This window comes from Clostridium sp. 'White wine YQ', from assembly GCF_028728205.1.
GTDB lineage: Bacteria > Bacillota > Clostridia > Clostridiales > Clostridiaceae > Clostridium_T.
Genome location: NZ_JAQYUU010000005.1, coordinates 326,947 through 347,336 on the forward strand (window position 1 = coordinate 326,947; position 20,390 = coordinate 347,336).

The 20,390-nt window shown below is 30.4% G+C and carries 21 protein-coding genes and 2 tRNA genes; 6 read left to right on the forward strand and 17 right to left on the reverse strand.

The features are described from left to right. Positions 1–12: 12 nt before the first annotated feature. From PTZ02_RS15685 to PTZ02_RS15710, 6 genes are all read right to left on the reverse strand, one after another. Positions 13–756: a DeoR/GlpR family DNA-binding transcription regulator gene (locus PTZ02_RS15685; protein WP_274228739.1), complete on the reverse strand. Its 744-nt coding sequence runs from the start codon at positions 754–756 to the stop codon at positions 13–15. 166 nt (positions 757–922) lie between these two features. Then, a complete protein-coding gene (locus tag PTZ02_RS15690; protein WP_274228740.1) occupies positions 923–1,753 on the reverse strand; it encodes a PTS system mannose/fructose/sorbose family transporter subunit IID in 831 nt (276 codons plus the stop codon). 19 nt (positions 1,754–1,772) lie between these two features. After that, positions 1,773–2,564, reverse strand: a complete 792-nt coding sequence (locus tag PTZ02_RS15695; RefSeq protein ID WP_274228741.1) for a PTS mannose/fructose/sorbose transporter subunit IIC — start codon at positions 2,562–2,564, stop codon at positions 1,773–1,775. 28 nt (positions 2,565–2,592) lie between these two features. Continuing rightward, the gene (locus PTZ02_RS15700) at positions 2,593–3,069 is read right to left on the reverse strand and encodes a mannose/fructose/sorbose PTS transporter subunit IIB (RefSeq protein WP_274228742.1); all 477 of its coding nucleotides are present in this window, start codon (positions 3,067–3,069) and stop codon (positions 2,593–2,595) included. Continuing rightward, complete coding sequence (locus PTZ02_RS15705) at positions 3,070–3,507, reverse strand: PTS sugar transporter subunit IIA (RefSeq protein ID WP_274228743.1); 438 nt, start codon at positions 3,505–3,507, stop codon at positions 3,070–3,072. A gap of 686 nt (positions 3,508–4,193) precedes the next feature. Further along, positions 4,194–4,784, reverse strand: coding sequence for a DUF1836 domain-containing protein (locus PTZ02_RS15710; protein WP_274228744.1), 591 nt, complete (start codon positions 4,782–4,784; stop codon positions 4,194–4,196). Between the two features lie 912 nt (positions 4,785–5,696). Between PTZ02_RS15710 and PTZ02_RS15715 the strand changes: the two genes are divergently transcribed. Beyond that, positions 5,697–5,936, forward strand: coding sequence for an AbrB/MazE/SpoVT family DNA-binding domain-containing protein (locus tag PTZ02_RS15715; protein WP_024614332.1), 240 nt, complete (start codon positions 5,697–5,699; stop codon positions 5,934–5,936). 161 nt (positions 5,937–6,097) lie between these two features. On the opposite strand, the gene rsmI is transcribed toward PTZ02_RS15715, so the two are convergent. The 4 genes from rsmI to PTZ02_RS15735 all read right to left on the reverse strand — a co-directional run bounded on the left by rsmI (position 6,098) and on the right by PTZ02_RS15735 (position 10,640). Continuing rightward, positions 6,098–6,937 carry a 16S rRNA (cytidine(1402)-2'-O)-methyltransferase gene (gene rsmI, locus PTZ02_RS15720; protein ID WP_274228745.1) on the reverse strand — a complete coding sequence of 280 codons (840 nt, stop codon included), beginning with the start codon at positions 6,935–6,937 and terminating at the stop codon, positions 6,098–6,100. Next, positions 6,930–7,676, reverse strand: a complete 747-nt coding sequence (locus PTZ02_RS15725; protein ID WP_274228764.1) for a tRNA1(Val) (adenine(37)-N6)-methyltransferase — start codon at positions 7,674–7,676, stop codon at positions 6,930–6,932. The genes rsmI and PTZ02_RS15725 overlap by 8 nt, the downstream gene beginning before the upstream one ends. Before the next feature lie 216 nt (positions 7,677–7,892). Further along, a complete protein-coding gene (locus tag PTZ02_RS15730) occupies positions 7,893–9,116 on the reverse strand; it encodes a C40 family peptidase (RefSeq protein ID WP_274228746.1) in 1,224 nt (407 codons plus the stop codon). A gap of 279 nt (positions 9,117–9,395) precedes the next feature. Further along, the gene (locus tag PTZ02_RS15735; RefSeq protein ID WP_274228747.1) at positions 9,396–10,640 is read right to left on the reverse strand and encodes a C40 family peptidase; all 1,245 of its coding nucleotides are present in this window, start codon (positions 10,638–10,640) and stop codon (positions 9,396–9,398) included. Between the two features lie 335 nt (positions 10,641–10,975). On the opposite strand from PTZ02_RS15735, the gene PTZ02_RS15740 reads away from it, so the two are divergent. Continuing rightward, entirely contained in the window at positions 10,976–12,313 is a 1,338-nt protein-coding gene (locus tag PTZ02_RS15740) for a peptidoglycan bridge formation glycyltransferase FemA/FemB family protein (protein WP_274228748.1), read from the forward strand. A 42-nt stretch (positions 12,314–12,355) separates the two neighbouring features. Here the strand turns inward: PTZ02_RS15740 and PTZ02_RS15745 are convergent, their stop codons facing one another. Further along, a complete protein-coding gene (locus tag PTZ02_RS15745; RefSeq protein WP_274228749.1) occupies positions 12,356–12,658 on the reverse strand; it encodes a hypothetical protein in 303 nt (100 codons plus the stop codon). 143 nt (positions 12,659–12,801) lie between these two features. Between PTZ02_RS15745 and PTZ02_RS15750 the strand changes: the two genes are divergently transcribed. Next, positions 12,802–12,877, forward strand: a tRNA-Pro gene (locus PTZ02_RS15750). A 34-nt stretch (positions 12,878–12,911) separates the two neighbouring features. On the opposite strand, the gene PTZ02_RS15755 is transcribed toward PTZ02_RS15750, so the two are convergent. Together PTZ02_RS15755 and PTZ02_RS15760 are read right to left on the reverse strand one after the other, a co-directional pair. Beyond that, positions 12,912–14,306 carry an N-acetylmuramoyl-L-alanine amidase gene (locus tag PTZ02_RS15755; RefSeq protein WP_274228750.1) on the reverse strand — a complete coding sequence of 465 codons (1,395 nt, stop codon included), beginning with the start codon at positions 14,304–14,306 and terminating at the stop codon, positions 12,912–12,914. Positions 14,307–14,358: 52 nt separating this feature from the next. Continuing rightward, the gene (locus PTZ02_RS15760) at positions 14,359–14,481 is read right to left on the reverse strand and encodes a hypothetical protein (RefSeq protein WP_274228751.1); all 123 of its coding nucleotides are present in this window, start codon (positions 14,479–14,481) and stop codon (positions 14,359–14,361) included. A gap of 106 nt (positions 14,482–14,587) precedes the next feature. Between PTZ02_RS15760 and PTZ02_RS15765 the strand changes: the two genes are divergently transcribed. Further along, entirely contained in the window at positions 14,588–15,943 is a 1,356-nt protein-coding gene (locus PTZ02_RS15765; RefSeq protein ID WP_274228752.1) for a [Fe-Fe] hydrogenase large subunit C-terminal domain-containing protein, read from the forward strand. Positions 15,944–16,147: 204 nt separating this feature from the next. Further along, positions 16,148–16,795, forward strand: coding sequence for an HAD family hydrolase (locus PTZ02_RS15770; protein WP_274228753.1), 648 nt, complete (start codon positions 16,148–16,150; stop codon positions 16,793–16,795). Between the two features lie 41 nt (positions 16,796–16,836). On the opposite strand, the gene uraA is transcribed toward PTZ02_RS15770, so the two are convergent. Together uraA and PTZ02_RS15780 are read right to left on the reverse strand one after the other, a co-directional pair. Next, positions 16,837–18,135 (reverse strand): uracil permease, encoded by a 1,299-nt coding sequence (uraA, locus tag PTZ02_RS15775; RefSeq protein WP_274228754.1) that lies wholly within the window; start codon positions 18,133–18,135, stop codon positions 16,837–16,839. Between the two features lie 152 nt (positions 18,136–18,287). Continuing rightward, on the reverse strand, positions 18,288–19,034 hold the full coding sequence (locus PTZ02_RS15780) for a peptidylprolyl isomerase (RefSeq protein WP_274228755.1): 747 nt from the start codon (positions 19,032–19,034) through the stop codon (positions 18,288–18,290). A 182-nt stretch (positions 19,035–19,216) separates the two neighbouring features. Here PTZ02_RS15780 and bcp point away from each other — a divergent pair, with 182 nt between their 5' ends. Then, the gene (gene bcp / locus PTZ02_RS15785) at positions 19,217–19,684 is read left to right on the forward strand and encodes a thioredoxin-dependent thiol peroxidase (protein ID WP_274228756.1); all 468 of its coding nucleotides are present in this window, start codon (positions 19,217–19,219) and stop codon (positions 19,682–19,684) included. Positions 19,685–19,732: 48 nt separating this feature from the next. Here the strand turns inward: bcp and PTZ02_RS15790 are convergent, their stop codons facing one another. Then, positions 19,733–19,927: a hypothetical protein gene (locus PTZ02_RS15790; RefSeq protein WP_274228757.1), complete on the reverse strand. Its 195-nt coding sequence runs from the start codon at positions 19,925–19,927 to the stop codon at positions 19,733–19,735. A gap of 267 nt (positions 19,928–20,194) precedes the next feature. Further along, a tRNA-Phe gene (locus tag PTZ02_RS15795) sits at positions 20,195–20,270 on the reverse strand. Between the last annotated feature and the right edge of the window lie 120 nt (positions 20,271–20,390).

The following is a 20,390-nucleotide window of genomic DNA, read 5'->3' on the forward strand; positions in this document are numbered from 1 at the left end:
CTCCTTTTCATACTAGACTATGATAGTGTTAACATTATGTTTCTTTAAAATACTCAATTTTTCTTTTGTTATATCTTTATCTGAAATTACCATATAAACATCATTAAGTTCTACAACTGGAGTAACTCCTATATTATCAAATTTTGAAGAATCTGCTAAAACAATAGTCTTTTCAGCTCTTTTACACATTTCCTTTCCAACTTCAGCTCTAAAGAAATCTCCACAGGTAAAACCTAATTTTTCAGAAAAACCATCCATTCCAATAAAAGCTTTATCAACTGCAATTTTACTTAAACTTAAAGTGGTGAGTGGTCCAACCATTGCTTCTGAATCTTGTTGCAACTCTCCTCCTAATAATGTCACTTTAACTTGAAGCGTATCTTTAAGCATGTAGGTAATATATAGAGAATTGGTTATTATATGAACCCCTGATTTTTTTGAAATTTCTTTTGCTAGAACCGTATTAGTAGAACCTGCTTCTAGTAATATAGTCTCACCTGGTAGGACTAACTTTGAAGCCTCTTCTGCTATTCTTTGCTTTTCATTTTGTCTAAATGATAATCTTTTTTCTATAGAACTTGAAGCCATTTGTACAGCACCACCATGAGTCCTTTTTAAAACACCCTCTTCTTCTAGTGCTGAAAGATCTTTTCTTATTGTAACCTCTGAGACGCCAAGAATATTTGATAATTTCTTTACTGATACCTTGGGTTCTATTGAAATTATATTAAATATTTCATTTCTTCTTTCATTCAAAATAACATCACCCCACTTAGTTGTATTTTTAATATTATTATACATCCACTTTCATTTGAAATCAATATTGTTTCATTCGAAACCTAGTAACAATAAAAAAATCCCTGAGAAAATCCACCATATTAGGTGAATTTCCCAGGGGTTAATTTGACATACTTATTAACTTTTATAGACCTAAGATACCTAACCAATATCCAATGATACCTAAAGCGAATAATCCAAATATTAAAGTTATTGGACTTACTTTCTTCCTTAATAATCTCATACAAAGGAAAGTTAATCCTAATGCTAATAATCCAGGTAATAATGAATCTAAAACACTTTGTATTGTTGTAGTTACTTCTTTACCTTGAGCATTAGTTACAGTTGAAAGTACAAACGGAACTTTTATTGATGTCCATCTAGCAACTAATGCACCCATGATAAACAATCCAAGGATTGAAGCTCCTTCAGTTAATTTTTGAAGCTTGTTACCAGCTAAATCCTTAACAATATTAGCTCCAACTTTATATCCATAGAATTGAGTAGTCCATCTGAATCCTAAACGAATTACATTCCATAATACGAAGAATAATATCGGTCCTAATACACTGCCACCAGTTGCTATAGATGCTCCTAATGCTGCAAGAACAGGTCTTAGTGTTCCCCAGAATATTGGGTCACCAACTCCAGCTAAAGGTCCCATTAAACCAACCTTAACTCCATTGATAGCTCCATTGTCTATGTCAGCTCCATTAGCCCTTTGTTCTTCCATTGCACACGTAACTCCTAAGATAGGTGATGTTACATATGGATGAGTATTGAAGAATTCAAGATGTCTTTTTAAAGCCTCTACTTGTTCTTCTTTAGTTGTATATAATTTCTTAAGCACTGGATTCATTTCATATGCGTATCCTATAGCTTGCATTCTCTCAAAGTTCCAAGAACCTTGATGGAAGTTTGAACGAATGAATACACTTACTAAGTCTTTTCTTGTTAATTTTTTTTGTTCACTCATTGCTATTTCCTCCCCTTTCCTAATCTAATACGTCATCATCTAGATCATCAGATGCTGCGCCTGCTGAAGTTACTACACCATTATATTTTGGTGATAATTGTAGGTAAAGGATTGCTAATATAGTTCCTAATATACCTAAGGCAACTAGGTTGTAAGTTGAGAATGAAGCAACTACGAATCCTAAGAAGAACATAGGCATTAAGTGTTTTGCTCCCATCATGTTGATAACCATTGCGTATCCAACTACAACTATGAATCCACCAGCAACCTGAAGTCCTTTTGTAACAACGTCTGGAATAGCATTTAACATATTGTTAACTTGATCTGTTCCTGCAAACATTGCAACTATTAAAACTGGAATAGCTACACGAAGTGCTTGAATTACTAAACCACCTAAGTGACACATGTCTACACCTGTAAAGTTTGCTTGTTCAGCATACCTATCTGCTCTATGTTGTAATCCAACAGATAATGTTCTTGCAAATATAGTTAAAACCTGCCCTGCTGCTGCTAGAGGGATTGCTATTGCTATTCCTTCTGCAACTGTTTGATGCGAAACGATTACTAAGATAGTTGAAATACAGCTAGCAATTGCTGCATCTGGTGCCATTGCTGCTCCTATATTCATCCATCCTAAAGCCATAAGTTCTAAAGTACCACCTAATATAATACCTGTTTTGATATCTCCTAAAATAAGTCCTATAATTGTACATGATATTAAAGGTCTGTGTGTTTGGAATTCATCTAGTACTGATCCAATACCAGAAATAGATGCCCAAATTACAACTAGTATAACTTGTAATGCGTTCATTGTTTATTCCTCCCTTTTAAAAAGAATTTTATAATGGCAATTTATCTTTTAATAGAACCTTAGAGTCTGATGCAACAACTCTTATTTCTAATTCTATTCCTCTTTTGTTAAGTTCTTTGAATGCATTTTCATCTTGTTCGTTTACAGAAATAGTTCCTGTAACTTGTCTTTTACCTTCTTTAAATGACATTCCACCGATGTTGACTGATTCAATCTTAACTCCACCCTCAACTAACCTTAAAACGTCTGTAGGGTTCGTAAATAATAGTAATGCTTTAAAATCATTCTTTGGATTGTTATATACTCTAATAGCTTTTTCGATACTTAGTACGTGTGCTTTTATTCCTGGAGGCGCAACTTGCACTAATAAAGTACTCCTTAACTCATCCTTTGCAACCTCATCACTTACTACTATTATTTTTTCACAGTCAGAAACTTTTGACCAAACTGTAGCCACTTGACCGTGTATTAGTCTGTCATCAATTCTTGCTAATACAATTTTCATTTATAATACCTCCTCATCATCTAGGTCGTTATTTTTATTTATTGTAAGACCTTCCTTGAAAGCCTTAACAGCATCTTTACCTGCATTTTGTGCAGCTTTAACTACTTCTTCAAAATCAGACATCATTCTAGCTCCATATACTTCAAGTAGCATTGGTAGATTTACACCAGTAACTATATCCATCTTTTCATTCGATATAGCTAATGTACTTGCAGCATTAAATGGACTTCCTCCAAATAAATCTACTAGGAATAAAACACCCTTATTTGTATCTAACTTTTCAATAGCTTCATTATATTTTCTTATTAAATCTTCAGTGCCTTCACCTGGTACGAAGGTTACATATTCTACATTTTCTTGCTTACCAAATATCATTTCTGAGGATTTCACAACCTCTTCAGAAAATTTACCATGTGTTGCAACTATTACTGCTGTCATTTAAACTCCTCCTTTTATATTTCCGTTGTTTTTTATGACACTATATCTTATGTCAAGTACCATGCCAAAAAAAGTGTATAAATGAATGTAAGCCACTTCATTGATATTTTTTTATTTTTTGATACTTTTATTAATTTTATTCTGCATTTTTGATACACTTTACTCATTGTTTTGATACAGTATTAAACCTTTTTTTGATACTTTTGGGGAATTTTTTAGCAGTCCCTTGCCCTGATGAACATATATTTATTACTACTTTATCATCTTTTCCAACAGTATTTTCTTCCTCTAAATTCACTAATAGTATAGCCAAATATTCAATTTCTATTTTAGGAACTTTTACCTTAATTTTTTTTCAATCTTTAAAGTTATTTTTTCAGCTACTTCATATTCATCACTTTTTTCATTTATTACATATCCCATTCTTTCTAAATTCCTTAACGTTTTCAAACTTCATCCTCATAATTTCGCCATACAAACCCTACATATAACTAACAATCTTATGAATAAACTTTTATAATATTAAATTAGCCTATACCTTCAAATAATGCTGTATCAAAAAAAAAGTAAATCTTAAATATCTCTTTTAAGATTTACTTTCAATAATAACTATATATAGAATATCTTTTTAACCTCATTTTTTTTACATAACTTATTACATAAATACCCACAGTATAATAACTATTCTACTCATTATATTCATTCACTAATCTTTGAACAAGTTTCTTAATAACACTCGCCTGTGCTATTAGAGAAATAACTTGTAAAAATAACTTAATTCTTTCCTCATCTTTTTCTTCTAAATTTAAATCTTTTATAATTCCATCTAATTTAGAATCTTTTAGTAATGGTCCTGTAATCAACTCATTAAAACTTTCTTTTTGAATATCTGAGAAAATCTTATAGGCATCTTCCCAAGAAATAATATCATCTGTCCTTACATTTATTTCATTAAATGCTAACTTAAATACTTTTTTAATTTCTTCTGTAGTTAAAACTGGTCTCATATAGCTTAGTAGAACAAGCTGAGCTAAATGTACTTTTGTATATCCTCTTTTTTTACCATCTTCAGGTTTAGATATTACTTCACTTTTAACATAATTTTGTACTATATTGTTTGTATATTTATCCTCAGTAAATTTATCATTTAAGTAGTCTATAACCTGTGATAAAAACAAATCATACTTGGGGAACTCTTCATAGGAAACCATATTGTTTTTTGACATCTCCTGAGCTAATGACATCATATACTGATCATCATATTTGTTATTATTCATATAAACACCTCGATTTTATAATTATCTCCACTTTCAATTTTATTATATAGTAATGCTAAACCCTTTACAAGTTATCACATATTTTTTAATATTTTATTAATTCACTAACCTATTAGAAAATAGTACCTGAGAAGGTAATCCACATATTTTCACAGGTTATCAACATATATTGTGGATAAGTTTATAAAAAATGTGGATTTATTTTTATAAGTTTTAGAATTATCCACATTATCAACATTTTAGCTGTTATTAACTTGTTTATTATCTGTGGAATTCATGTGACTATTTCTTTCATATTATTACATACAAAATATTACCTTTAAATATTATAATATTCATAATATAACTACAACCTTTTTCATTTTAATCTTGATATTTATTTAAATTTTATTTTTTTAAAAACCAGTTTAATATTATGCTATTTATTGTCAATAATTTTTGATGAGTTATTACTAAATATTTTCATTTTTTCTCAAAACCTAAATTTAAAATATATCACATTAATTTTTATGTAAAAATATAATTTGGATTCATATTTATGATATTTCATGGACATAAATATAATAATTCGACAATGTTTTTCTTCTTGTTGTAAAATGGTTACATTTTTTTCGCCATCTCTTTACCACAGCACATTCAACGTTATATTCCATAGAAATCGCTCAACGTAGCCATTTAGCGACATTACTTTAATTATGACTTTTTTTCCTAATATCATTATTATTGACATTTTTTAGTAAAATACACTATTGACATTTCAATTAAATGGTATTATATTTATATTAGATGCTAATTAAGTAAGAAATTTGTAATTTGAGTGAATTTAATACAGAAAAGTATTGACTTTAAATTACAACTTTGCTAATATTAAGTAGAAATATGTCGAAGGATGTAAAATGAGGAGGAAAATTTATGAAATCAACAGGTGTAGTAAGAAGAGTAGATGAATTAGGAAGAATCGTTATCCCAATAGAGTTAAGAAGAACTCTTGATATTGCGGAAAAAGATGCTTTAGAAATATATGTAGATGGTGAACAAATTATATTAAAGAAATATGAACCAGCTTGCATATTCTGTGGTGACGCAAGAGATGTTGTAAACTATAAAGGTAAAAACATCTGCAAAAATTGTTTAGCAGAATTAAAGAAGTAAGATAGTTTATTTATCTTTCAATCTCTCCACACAAACTCTTTTCCCCAAGCGTTTGTGGTATTAAAGCACTTCTTCCCCAGAAGTGCTTTTTTTACTCTTTAGGAATTTATAATATTCTAAGGTTGAGGATAACATTATAAGTATCCTAGATAATTTTAACTTTATATCCCAACTCCATATTTATATACTTCAGATTTAGATAAACCTCTTTCTTTAGCAACTTTTTTTATGGCCTCTTTCTTATCCAAACCTTCATCTATAAATTTAATTATATGTTCTTCTATAGTCAGGTTTTCCCACTTGGCTTTAGCTTCTTCTACTAATTCTTGATCACTTTTCCCACTTAAAACTAATACAAATTCCCCTTTAATATTATTACTTGAGAAATATTCAATCACGTCTTCCAATTTGCCCCTAACAAAAGTTTCATGTAGTTTAGTTAGTTCTTTACATGCTGATATTTCTCTATTACCAAAGGATTCTCTTAGAAACTTTAAAGTTTCTAATAATCTATGGGGTGCTTCATAAAAAATCAAAGTATCTCGGTACTCTTTTATTTCTTCAACTAATTCTCTTCTATCTTTTGTTTCTCGTGGCAGAAATCCCCTAAAGGAAAATTTAGTTGTATCTAGACCAGATGCTACAAGTGCTGTTATTATTGCTGTAGCTCCTGGCAACACTTCAAACTCCACACCTTCTTCTATGCATTTTCTTATAATAACACTTCCTGGATCTGATATTCCTGGTGATCCTGCATCACTTACTAGTGCAATATTTTCTCCCATACTGATTCTTTTAATTATTTCATCTGATTTACCCATTTCATTATGTTGATGATAGCTTATTAGATTTTTCTTTATATTATAATGATTTAATAACTTAATTGTCTGTCTTGTATCTTCTGCTGCAATTGTATCAACTAATTCTAATGTTTCTAGTGCTCTAAGCGTTATATCTTTAAGATTTCCAATAGGGGTTGGTACAATATATAACTTACTCATTACTACCTTCTCCTTTACTTCTACCATATATTTCATCTATTTCTTCTGTATATTTTCCATCTTCTCCATAAACATACAATGGTGATTCCCATTTTAGAAAAGCTCCTCCATCTCTTTGACCTTCAATCAAAACAATATTAGGCGGTTTTCTTGTATTCGGATGAATCATTTGTATTCTTTTGGGTTCTATTTTATATTTTCTCATTAGACAGAGAATATCAGCTAACCTCTCTGGCCTATGTACCATGCACAATCTTCCATTATCTTTTAATAGTATTCTAGCTGCAATTATTACATCCTCTAAATTGCATAAGATTTCATGTCTGGCTATTGCCAACCTATCGTTAGGATTAATAATTCCTGATGAGTTTAATTTATATGGAGGATTTACTGTTATGACATCAGCTTTGTCTATTTTTTTTAGAAGATCAACATCTTTTAAATCTCCTGTCATAAAGCTAATCTGATCCTTAAGTTTATTTATTTCTACACTTCTATTAGCCATTTCCACAAATTCTTCTTGAATCTCTATTCCTAAAACAGATTTAGGATTCTTTTTCCCTTTTATTAAAAATGGTACTATGCCAGTTCCAGTACACAAATCAATAACCCTGCTATTTTTTCTCACATTAGCGAAATTAGCCAAAAGTACCGCATCTATACCGAACCTAAAAGCATTCTGCTTTTGGATTAACATAAGTCCATTTAATTGCAGATCATCTAAAGTTTCATCATTCATTAGTAATGCGTTATAATTCACAAAATCACACTCCATTATTTAACTACCTTTATATTATAGTTATACAGGGTTTTAAGTTCAACTAATAACTTATTCATGTGTGTATAAGTTAAGTTTCCTATAAAAAACCTATAGATATTCAAAACATCAATGTTTTAACAAATTAAAAAGGCGTCTCAAAGGTCTCCCTTTAGATACGCCATTTAATCAATTTTATTAAATTCTTCTAGCTGTTACAAAATGATATATAGGTCCAACGATAACACCTACACCTGGCATAGATGCATGAAGCATTTGGCCTCCACCTACATAGATACCAACATGTCCAATTCCGTTTGTGAATACTATATCTCCAGGTTGTAAATCACCATATGAAACTGGTGAGCCAACATTAACTTGATCATATGTTGTTCTAGGTAAATTAATACCGAAATGTCTATAAACATATTGAACTAGTCCTGAGCAGTCAAATGCATCTGGTCCAGTTGCACCCCATACATAAGGTCTTCCTATAAAGTTATATCCATATGAAACAATTGCAGAGCTTGATGCTGTTGGAGTACTTCCGCCTCCTCTGCTTGGAGTATAGTTACTTGCAGCTTGTTTTTGTTTCACTAAAGTTTTAGCTTTTTCAATTAAATCTACTATTGCTTTATCAGAAGCATCAGTCTTAACTTGCTTTGCATTTCTGATTCCTCTTAATGCCGAAATTGCATTATTCAAATCATCAACAGAACTTCCTGAATTATTAACTATATCAGCAAATGGTTGATATAATTGTTTTTCACTAGCCATAAGAGATGATTTTGCACTGTTTGCTTGAGCTTGTACTTGTTTTACAACTACCATCTGTTCATCTTTTTTACTATTTAATTCAACTAATTTAACTTGATTATCTGCATTTAATTTTTTAAGCTGTTCAGTCTTATTCTGTAAGTCAGCAATCTTATCATCATACTCTTTCTTTTTAGAGTCTAAGTCATCGATAATCTTTTTATCTAAACTCATTAACTTTCCAATTGCTTCAGCTTTAGCAACAAAATCACCTAAGCTATTAGAACTAAGTAACACAGCAATATAACTGCTTTCTCCACCAGACTTATAGATTTCTCTCATTCTAGTACCAAATACTTTTTCCTTTTCCTCTAAGTCCTTTTTTGTGGATTCGATTTCTTTTTTATTTTTATCAATCTGGTTTTGAGTATCCTTAATTTCTTTATTATTTTTATCTACTTCAGTTTGTATAGGTTCTATTTGAGCTTCTATTGCATAAACTTTACTCGTTAAGTCGTCTAATTTATTTGAAATATCTGAATACGTCGCGTTTTTGTCATTTAATTCTTGTTGTTGTTTATCAGTCAAAGGTACCGCTAATGCTTGTACACCCGTCCCTAACACTAGTGTTGCTGTCAATAGAACAGAAATAACCTTTCTTTTCATATCACCATAATGGTATTATTGACAAGTCAATAACCACCACTTCCCCCTTTCGTCTTTTAAACGTCATTGTTATTATACCATTTTTCCAAATTCACCTCAATGTTAATATATTACATTTTTCATTTAATATATTAATTTTTTTACTTATTTTAGCAGTTTTCTTTTATTATTAACTTTTTATAAACAACGTTTTATTTTATTTTTCAACATAAAAGGATGTTAAAGTTAATATTATATAAATTAACTCTAACATCCTCATTCACACTATTTTAAGTATATTTATCTCACTCTTCTTGCAGTGACAAAATGATATATAGGTCCTTGGATAACACCTACTCCAGGCATTGAAGCATGTATCATCTGTCCTCCACCAACATAAATTCCGACGTGTCCATTACCGTTGGTGAATACTAAATCTCCAGCTTGTAATTCTGAGTAACTTACTGGCGTACCATAATTAACTTGGTCCCAAGTAGTTCTTGGTAATCCTATTCCAAAATGCCTATAGACATATTGAACAAGACCAGAACAATCAAAACTATACGGCGGATTCCCTGGACTCACATAACGAGCTCCAATAAACTGTGTTGCATAACTTACTACATCTAAATTGCTTCCTGATATTCCACCTCTATTTATCAGATCATCTTGTACACAGTTTCCTGATTCAATTCTACTTCTTGCTATATCTATTAGATTTGCAATTTCACTATCAACTTCAGGAGTTTTAATATTCTTTCGAATATTCTTTAAAATGTTAATCACATTACTTAAGTCAGATGCCTTACTGGTAGGACTATTGACAGTTGGTTCGTATGCCTTATATTCAAGTCTCTCCAGTGGTGCTAAATCCTTAGCTATTATCTCCATCTTACTTTTTACTTCATCTACATAAACATTTTGCTCATCTTGTTTCTTACCAAGTTCTTCAATCTTAACTTGATTATCCTTATTTAATTTTTCTAGTTCTTTATTTTTATCTTCCATTTCACTTATTTTGTTGGCACACTCTTCCTTTTTATCATTTAGTTCATCAATTACTTTTTTATCCATAGACATTAGTTTACTTATAGCTTCTGCCTTAGAGATAAAATCGCCGATGCTTTTAGCATTAAGTAATACTATAATGTAACTTTTTTCTCCCCCTGATTTATATAGTTGTCTTAATCTTACTCCAAAATTTTTTTCCTTTACTTCTAAGTCATTTTTAGTCTTTTCAATATCCTTGTTCAATTCATTAATTTCATTTTTGATATTTGATATTTCACTATTGTTTTTATCAATATCAACTTGAACTTCTTGTATATTTTTCACTATCCCATCTACTTTGTTTTGAAGTTCATTTAATTCATCTTGCGCCTTAGAATATTGGGAGGAAGATTCATCATATTGTTGCTGTTGTTCTTTTGTAAATATCGGTTCAGCAAATACCGGTGTATTACCACCTATTAAAAACACAGCAGTTATTAATAATGTAACTCCTTTTTTATTAGAAAATATACTGCGTTTTTTCTTATCTAACATGCTAAAACCTCCTTTCACTACCTATTGTAATATTATACCATTTATTAAATTTTTATCCAATGGTTACATAATATTAAATTTAGTAAATTTGTCCATAATATTTAAGAAGACGTTTTTTTCAATAAGCAATACTAATACTAAACTTGATTAGTAAAAATATTCGTATTACAATATTACTATGCTTAAAATAAGCTATTTATAATTAATTTAGCTATGGGTTTTGAATATTAAACGAAATTTATAACTTTAGGCTCCTTTATATATAGGGGCTCTGCCTAATACCTATAATTTAAGTAGTTAAAATTGAAACCTTGTATTAAGGGAGGATACTAAATTTGTATAAATTCACAGAAGTTCAAGAAAGTGATATTAATGATTTTAATAAAATAGATCCTAAGGGTCATATTTTTCAAACTTCATATTGGAGTTTAGTTAAAAAGGATTGGTCTCATAAGTTTATATGTGGCTATGATTCAGAAGACAATAAGGTCTTGGCTGCAACTTTACTACTAAGAAAAATTCCCTATATAAATAAGTACATGGCCTATGCACCAAGAGGCTTTGTTTGCGATTTTACAAACAAAGAACTTTTAGCTGAATTCACAGAATTTTTAAGAGGCTATTCCAAAGTAAACAATATAGCATTTTTAACTGTTGACCCTGATATTCACCTAATGGAAAATGAAGTGCTTTTAGATAGCGGTAACGATATAAAAAATTTCTTAAATTCATTAGGATATAAGAATACTGATTCTAAGAATTTTGAGGCTATTCAACCAAACTTTGTTTTTAGACTTCCTCTTCCTACTGGTGAAAACAAGAATGCTATTAAGAAAGAAGTTTTTAAGAATTTTTCTAGTAAGACAAGATATAATATAAAAGTTGCCGAGGAAAGAGGTCTTTCTGTTGAGGTATACGACAAAGATAATTTAGATGAAGAGGTTCTAGAAAGATTTCATGAAATCATGGTTACTACCGGTAAGAGAGATAATTTCATAGTTAGACATAAAGGGTATTTTAAAGATATGATTACCGAAATAAGTCCTTATTGCAGACTGTATATGGTTAAATATAGTTATGAAAATGACTTTAAAAGACTATCAGATAAATTGAAGAAGCAAGAAGAAGCACGCGAAAAAGCTTTAGCTAAAATTGAAGAACAAAAAGAAAAGTTAAAAACTGAAACTGAAGAAGGTAAAATTGGTAGAATCCAAAAGAAAATTTCTGATGCAGAAAACAAATATAAAGAATCTTTAAGACAAATTGAGGGTTTCAATCAAAAGATTGCTGATATAGAAGAATTTAAAGGTCAAGAAATATATCTTTCTGGTTCAATTTACTTATATTATGGCGGAAAAGCTTGGTATCTCTATGGTGCCTCAGAAAATATCTTAAGAGATACAATGCCTAACTTTGCAATGCAATGGTCTATGATTTCTGACTCAATTGATTTAGATTGCTACTTATATGACTTTAGAGGAGTTTCTGGAGACTTAAATCCTGAGAATCCGCTTTATGGCTTATATAAATTTAAAAAAGGTTTTAATGGTAACTTTGTAGAGTTTATAGGTGAGTTTGACTTAGTAAATTCTAACCTTTTATATAATGCTTACAAAAAAGCTTTCCCTAAGTTTAAAGAAATAAGAAATAAAATGCTTAATAGTAAGCAATAGAATAAAAAAAGGTTTCTAAAAATATTTTTAGAAACCTTTTTATTACTTTATGTATTTTGTTGCTATCTTCATTTGAATCATTGATGATGAAATCATAATCAATGCAAATAATATTACAAATAGAAGTGAATACTTCGCAAAGAAATAATCAAGAATTCCAAAAATCATGCAAATCGATCCGACACTTAAATAAAATGTTCCTATAAATTTAATGTATGCTTTATGATTTTCTGGAGACATCCCTCCACCAATTACTCCTGCTATTTTTTTATTTAATAATATCAGTATTCCAATAATTATAAATACTAAGCTTGCTAATACCATTATAATTGTAGTTCCCCTCATAGGTATATCCTCCTATTATTTTCTAAGATAAGGGTATTATATACACTATAACTTGAAAAGTAAAGTATTCAAAACATTCAAATCTTTTTTCATTTTAATTATTGACATACCTTCCTAAAGTATATATAATTATCTATGTGCTTCGGGGTGTAGCGCAGATGGGAGCGCGCGTGGTTTGGGACCATGAGGTCGCAGGTTCGATCCCTGTCACCCCGACCAAAGAAAAGGAATTGCTTTTGCAATTCCTTTTTTATTATCCTATATTTTTAATTTTAGCTATTGAATTTAATATATCTTCCAAAGTTTGTTCATAGCTTTTATTTTTCTCTGTTAATGACTTATTATTATCATTTAATATATTCTTTATATTTTCTTCTTTCTTTAAAAATACATCAATAGCATTTAAGTACTTATTCATGAGATTTATTTTGTTTTTTAAGTTATCCATATCTCCTGAAATCTCATTAATATACGCTCTCATCTCATCAATATTTACGCCTTCATTTGTAGTATTATCATTATTATTTTCATTATTACTGCTATTATTATCATTTGGAGTATCTGGCATTGGTTCCTCCTTAATAATTGTTTTTTCTACTTCATCCATTAGACTTAAAATCTTAATTCCATAATTATCAGATGGAGCCCAGTTTCCTGATAATGTTTCTACATATTTTGCTCTTCCTAACAAGTATTGGAAATGTCTCGGATCTTTAGTATCTAATTTGGGATATCCTTTTGCTCCAGCATATAATGCTAAATGATCCAAGTGAGCATGTACACCATCTTCCCATGAAGAAAATTGTGCATGATCTTCAGGATTGTCTCCCTTTGCATCTGTTTTCTTAAGCCCGCAAGGGTTTTTATAGTATACAGGTACTTTACCTGTATATTTTCCATAATTAGTCTCTAATGCACTTTGTGTGTAGGCCACTAATGGATTAACACCTCCACACTCTTCACTAAACTTCCAATATAAATCTGCGAGAGAAATAAAAACTTCTGCTGCATTTTTATCTTTTGCCCATTGTTTTGCTTGTGCCTGAATTGCTTGAGGCTTTGAAACAATTGGCGTCATAACTGTTTCATTATCACCATCCAATGGAATTTCACTTTTACCAATATATCTTAAAAATCCATTCGCAATATTTACAGCAACTCTATTTTTGAAAATCTCATCTTTAAGTAAGGCTTCTTCTTTTATATTACTTATAAAACATACCTCTACTAAAATAGCTGGCATATTTGTTTGCTTTAATACTGTAAAATTTGCATATTTTACACCCCTGTTTTTAAGCTGCAAATTAGAAACCATTTTTTCTAGAATAACTGCAGATAATTTTTCTCCTTCCCCTCCTTTGCTTAGTGCATAAATTTCTGTTCCTTCTGCAGTATCTACTTCTGCACTATTAATATGAATGCTAATAAAATATCTTGCTCCCTTTAAATTTGCAAAGTTTGCCCTCTCCTCTAAAGTTACATAACTATCATCATCTCTAGTCATCTCTACAGTAACATTCTTATTCTCCAAAAACTCCTTAACTTTTTTTGAAATATATAGAGTGCATTCTTTCTCTTTTAAACCACTTTTGCCTACTGCTCCAGGATCTGTTCCACCATGACCAGGATCTATTACTAAATCTACCATATACCCTCCAAAAATATTAATAACAATATATAATATTTTTAGAAATATATAATTATTTCAATTTATTTTTATTTTCATCAAAAATATCATAATATTTCTCTTCTTTTGATGCAGCTTTACAAAGACTCCAAAAAAGAAGTATTATAAATATATAGAATGTAACAAATAACATCATAGTTAAATATCTCCTCACTAGACAGAATTTTGTTGACATAATAAACATTATTTTTTAGGTTAAAATAACTTTATACTAACTATTATTGCTATTTAGGAGGATTTTTATGAAAAAAGATTATGAACAACTATTTAAAAAATTAGTAAAGTCTTATTATGATGGAAATTTTGACGAAGTCATAAATGAGATTTTAAATGCTTCTGAATCTGATAAAAAAGAAGCTATGTCCGTAATCTCTTCTTTGTGTGGAGTAGAGGTAAAGCAAGACGAAAACTATGTATATAACTTAAAAAGAGCAATAACTGAATACAAGATAAGGGAACGTATTGTTGAAAAATTAGCTTCTTGTAATACCAGTTGTCGAAAGGAACCTGGTGAGAAAACAAACTGCCAAAGAGTTTGTGCTTTCGATGCTATCTTAGAAGATCCTTTAACTGGTGGTACATACATAGATGAATCTCTTTGTGTCGACTGCGGAATGTGCGTCGAAGCCTGTGATAGTGGTAAATTACTAGATAGAATTGAATTTATGCCTATATTAGAACTTTTAAAGAATAATGAAAAGGTTATAGCAGCTGTAGCTCCAGCTATTTCAGGACAATGGGGCCCTGATGTATCCCTAGATCAATTAAGAGCAGCCTTTATGAAAGCTGGATTTACGGATATGATTGAAGTAGCTTTCGCTGCTGACATGTTAACAATAAAAGAAGCTGTAGAATTTGATAAGCATGTTAATAAAGCTGGTGACCTTATGATTACATCTTGTTGCTGCCCTATGTGGGTTGGAATGCTAAAAAGAGTTTATCATGATTTAGTTAAAGATGTTTCGCCTTCTGTTTCACCTATGATTGCTGCCGGGAGAGTATTAAAAACATTAAACCCAGATGCAAAAGTAGTCTTTATAGGTCCTTGTATTGCTAAGAAAGCTGAGAGGAATGATCCTGATATCAAAGGTTCAGTAGATTATGTCTTAACCTTCCAAGAAGTACGAGATATTTTTGATGTCCTCGAAATTAACCCAGGAGAACTTACTGGGATACCTTCTGTAGAATATGCTTCTAGGGGTGGAAGACTTTATGCTCGTACAGGTGGTGTTTCCATCGCAGTATCTGAAGCTATAGAAGAATTATTTCCTGAGAAACATAAGTTGTTGAAGACAGCTCAGGCTCATGGAGTTAAGGATTGTAAGGAAATACTAGCTAAGGCTCAAGCTGGTGAATTAGGTGATGTTAACTTCATCGAAGGTATGGGTTGCATTGGTGGATGTGTTGGTGGTCCTAAAGCAATAGTTTCTAGGGATGAAGGAAAGACTGCCGTTGATGATTTTGCATATGATTCACCTGTTAAAATAGCTACGCATAGTCCAGTTTTAGATGAAGTTTTCAAGAAAATTGGTATTGAAAAACTAGAAGATTTTAGAGATGAACATAAAATTGAGATTTTCGAAAGAACATTTAGCTAACTTAATGTTATGTTTTTTACCTTAAGAGAGGTCTCCCCTCTCTTATTTTCTTATATAAATATATTTTACTAATTGCGTACTTAAAGATTTTAATATACCATTAAGTCATAGGATTTTTGATAGGATACTTAACTTAAAACCCTATAAAGAATCTAAATTTATTTTAAATTTATAATAATATTAATAATATTTGAGGTGAAAATTTTGTTCGAAGATGTACAAGCTGCAATATTTGATTTAGACGGAACACTTATAGATTCGATGTGGATTTGGGACGAGCTTGATAAGAGCTACTTGGAAAGCAAAGGGATTGTTAAGCCTGAGACCTTGGAGGATGACATTAATCATCTAAGTTTTGAGCAAACTGCTGAATATTTTAGAAAAACCTTTAATCTTTCTGAGTCTGTTGAAGAAATAATGGAGGAAATAAATTCTCTCGCTTATGAAAATTATAAAAATAATGCTCCATTGAAACCTGGCGCAATAGAATTTCTTACTTCTTTAAAAGAAAAAGGTATTAAGATTGCAATTGCAACCTCTAACTCTTCACCTTTACTGGATGTGGCTTTAGAAAGTAATAGTATTAGTAATTACATTGACTCTATTACAACGACAAACGAGGTTGACAAACCTAAAAGTCATCCAGATGTTTACCTTCTTGCCGCAAAAAGGTTAGGTGTTTCCCCCGAAAACTGTATTGTATTCGAAGACATACTCGCTGCAGTTGAAGGTGCGAAATCTGCTGGAATGAAGGTTGTAGCAGTTTATGATAAATACTCAGAACACCAAAAACCTCAGCTAATACAGAAAGCTGATAAATATATAAATAGCTTTAATGATATTGCTATATAAATAAAAAAGCTTGGACTAAGTCCAAGCTTTTTTTTATAATATTAAACCTCATCTGGTTTTTCGTTCATTATTCCTATTGCATCAAATAGAATGAATAGTAAATTTAATGCTATTGCTACTATTGTTGCTAGTACCATTCCTTTATATTCTAATCCATAAACATTTATCTTAATTCCACTTAATCCTACTATAAATATTACAGAAGTTAATATTAAGTTTCTTGATTTTGAATAATCAACTTTCTTTTCGATGAATGTTCTTAAACCTGATGCTGCTATTGTTCCAAATAATAATAAGCTTATTCCACCTATTACTGGAGTTGGAATACTAATTATTAGTGCAGAAAGCTTACCTGAAAATCCTAATACTATTGAAATTAGTGCTGCTCCACAAATTACATATACGCTATATACTTTTGTTAAAGCCATTACTCCAATATTTTCTGCATAAGTTGTTGTAGGTACTGAACCAAACATACCAGATATCATAGTTGAAAGTCCATCACCTAATAGTGATCTATGTAGTCCTGGATCTTTTGCTAGATCTTTTTCTACAATACTGCTTGTTACAGCAAGGTGACCAATGTGTTCTGCTATAACAACAAATGCTGCTGGAAGAATAGTTAATATTGCATGTAAATCAAAAGTTGCTACTTTTATATTTGGTAATGCTAAAAAGCTTGAACTACTTATTGTAGCGAAGTCTACTAATCCCATTGCATAAGCTGTAATATATCCAACTACTACTCCTATAAGTATAGGTATAACCTTTAAAAATCCTTTAAGTATTATATTACATAGTATTACTGTTGCTAAGGTAACCATAGAAACTATAATCCAAGTAGTATTTGATGCAGTTGGATTATTTGATCCACCTACGGCAAATCCTGCCATGTCCGCTGCTGTTGGAGCAAGTTCTAATCCGATAATTGTAACTATTGCACCCATTGCTGCTGGTGGAAATAATTTATTTATTACTCCTATACCAACGAATTTTACTAATAACGCAACTAGTGCGAATACTAGTCCAGCTATCACAAAGCCGCCTTGTACCGTTTGAAAAGAATATCCTTGGCTTGTTAACATGAATACTGGTGAAAGGAATGCAAAACTTGATCCTAAGTAGGCTGGTATACGTTTCTTTGTCAAAAATGCATAAAGTAAAGTACCTATACCGTTAAAAAATAATACTGTTGCGGGATCTATTTTGAAAAGAATTGGAACTAATACAGATGATCCAAACATTGCAAAAAGATGTTGGATACTTAATGGAATTGCTTTTTTTAGTGGTGGCATCTCATTAACGTCCACTATAGATTTTTCTAATTGATTTTCATTCATTTGTAAATTCCCCCTTCTTAGTCTCGCTGGACTAAATTAAAGCTTTTATAACTATAGCATTATTTTAATAACTTTTCAAGCTTTTTATTACTGTAAAAAAACGTCAGGATAAAAATAATAACTCGCTAAAATCTTTAGGGAGTTATAGTTAGCTACTTTCTTTCAACACCGTATTTTTTTGATAACTCATCAACTAAATCAAAATACTTCTTTTGTTGACTTTGTTGCATTAATTGGTTAACAACCCCATCCTTAACTTCGTCAAAGCTTAATTCTTTGGCTGAGTTTTTACTTTCAACTTTTATTAAATGATATCCAAATTGAGTTTTAACACTTTCAGTTAATTTTCCAATTTCAGCATTGAATGCAGCTTCCTCAAATTCTGGAACCATCATTCCTCTTGAGAAAGATCCCAAATTACCACCTTGTTCTTTTGATGGACAAGTAGAGTACTTAGCTGCTGCCTCCTCAAATGTTATGCTTCCTGTTTCTATTTCATCTTTTATAGCATTACATTCTTCTTCAGAAGGTACTAATATATGCTTTGCTGTAACTGTATCTGGTTCAAGGAACATTTCCTTATTTTCATTATAAAATTTAAGTGCATCATCATCAGTAACTGTTACTTCTGATACCACTTTATTAATTACCATTTGTGTTAGTAGTTCCTTTTTGAACTTCTCAACTTCTTGTTCAAATTCTTTTGTATTATCTAAAGAATTTTCTTTACCAAAGTTATACATCAATTCAAAAGAAATAACTTGTTCTAATAATTGTTTTTTTCCTTCTTCTGATGCTAACATTCCTCTTCTGTCAGCTGGATATTTAGAAATAGCTTCATTTAGATCCTTTTCTGTTATCTCATTACCTGCTACAACTGCCAAAACTTTATTTTCCATAAAAAATCTCCTTTAATTTTAAAATCATACTTTATAATAATAACATAATATTACTATCAATGCACAATATACTTATTTATAATTATTCTCTTTATTTTTAGTTCTTATCATACTTCAAATCTTGCTAATTAATAATAATTATTATATAATATTTATAATATAAATAGTTCGGAGGTATCTTTATGAATAATATAGAAGTTAATAAGGAATGTCCAGATTTTTCACTGATAGGATCAGATGAAAAACTTCATAAGTTAAGTGATTATAGAGGGAAGAAAATAATATTGTACTTTTACCCAAAAGACAATACTCCAGGTTGCTCAACGGAAGCCTGTGATTTTAGAGATAATTATATTGAAATATCTAATGAAAATGCTATTATTTTGGGGATTAGCAAAGACAATTTATCCTCACACGACAAATTTATAAGTAAGTTCGGATTACCTTTCATACTTTTAAGTGATGAAGATAAAAAAGTATGTGAGTTATATGATGTTCTTAAAGAAAAAAACATGTATGGTAGAAAAACAATAGGTATAGAACGAAGCACCTTTATAATAGATGAATCTGGAATCCTAAAAAAAGAATTTAGGAAAGTAAAAGTTAAAGACCACGTTAAAGAAGTTTTAGAATTTTTAAAAACTATATAAACCTTATATTCTTAAGACCTGTATATATTAATATTCAGGTTTTATTTTTTATCTATGTTTTTTAATAAAGGAATATCCTAATGATGCTAGCACACCTATAACCCCTCCCAAAGAAAACCCTAGAGTTATATTATCTATAACAATGCCTAAAACAACTCCTAGTCCTACGCCAATTGCAATTCCTTTTGCAAGATATTCATTTTCTTTATCTGTTAATGACATCTTTTCAATTATAGCTTTCATCCTAAATCACCCCTTTATTTTTAAAGATTTCTTCTTGTATATTATTCTATAATACTATTATTAATATTTTCTTACATTCTGCTTAAGCAAATATTAATTATTGCTTAAAATTGTAAAAAGTCGCCAAGCAGTAAAAAAAAACCATGGCCAATGCCATGGTTTAGTCCAACTTTTTAACACTAATACTCAGTGTTAATTAATTGATAAATAAAGTTTTGCCGTAAATTTAGAGAAAATATAATCCTAGTACAATGTACTAGGATTATCTGGTGGCTCGAGCAGGAATCGAACCAGCGACACGAGGATTTTCAGTCCTCTGCTCTACCGACTGAGCTATCGAGCCATAAATACTTACCATAATTATTATAGAGTCATATTCTACCTTTGTCAATAATATATTACCCTTCTGCTATAACAAACTAAGATATAAAGTTGAATATATTCTATGTACATATACACCATA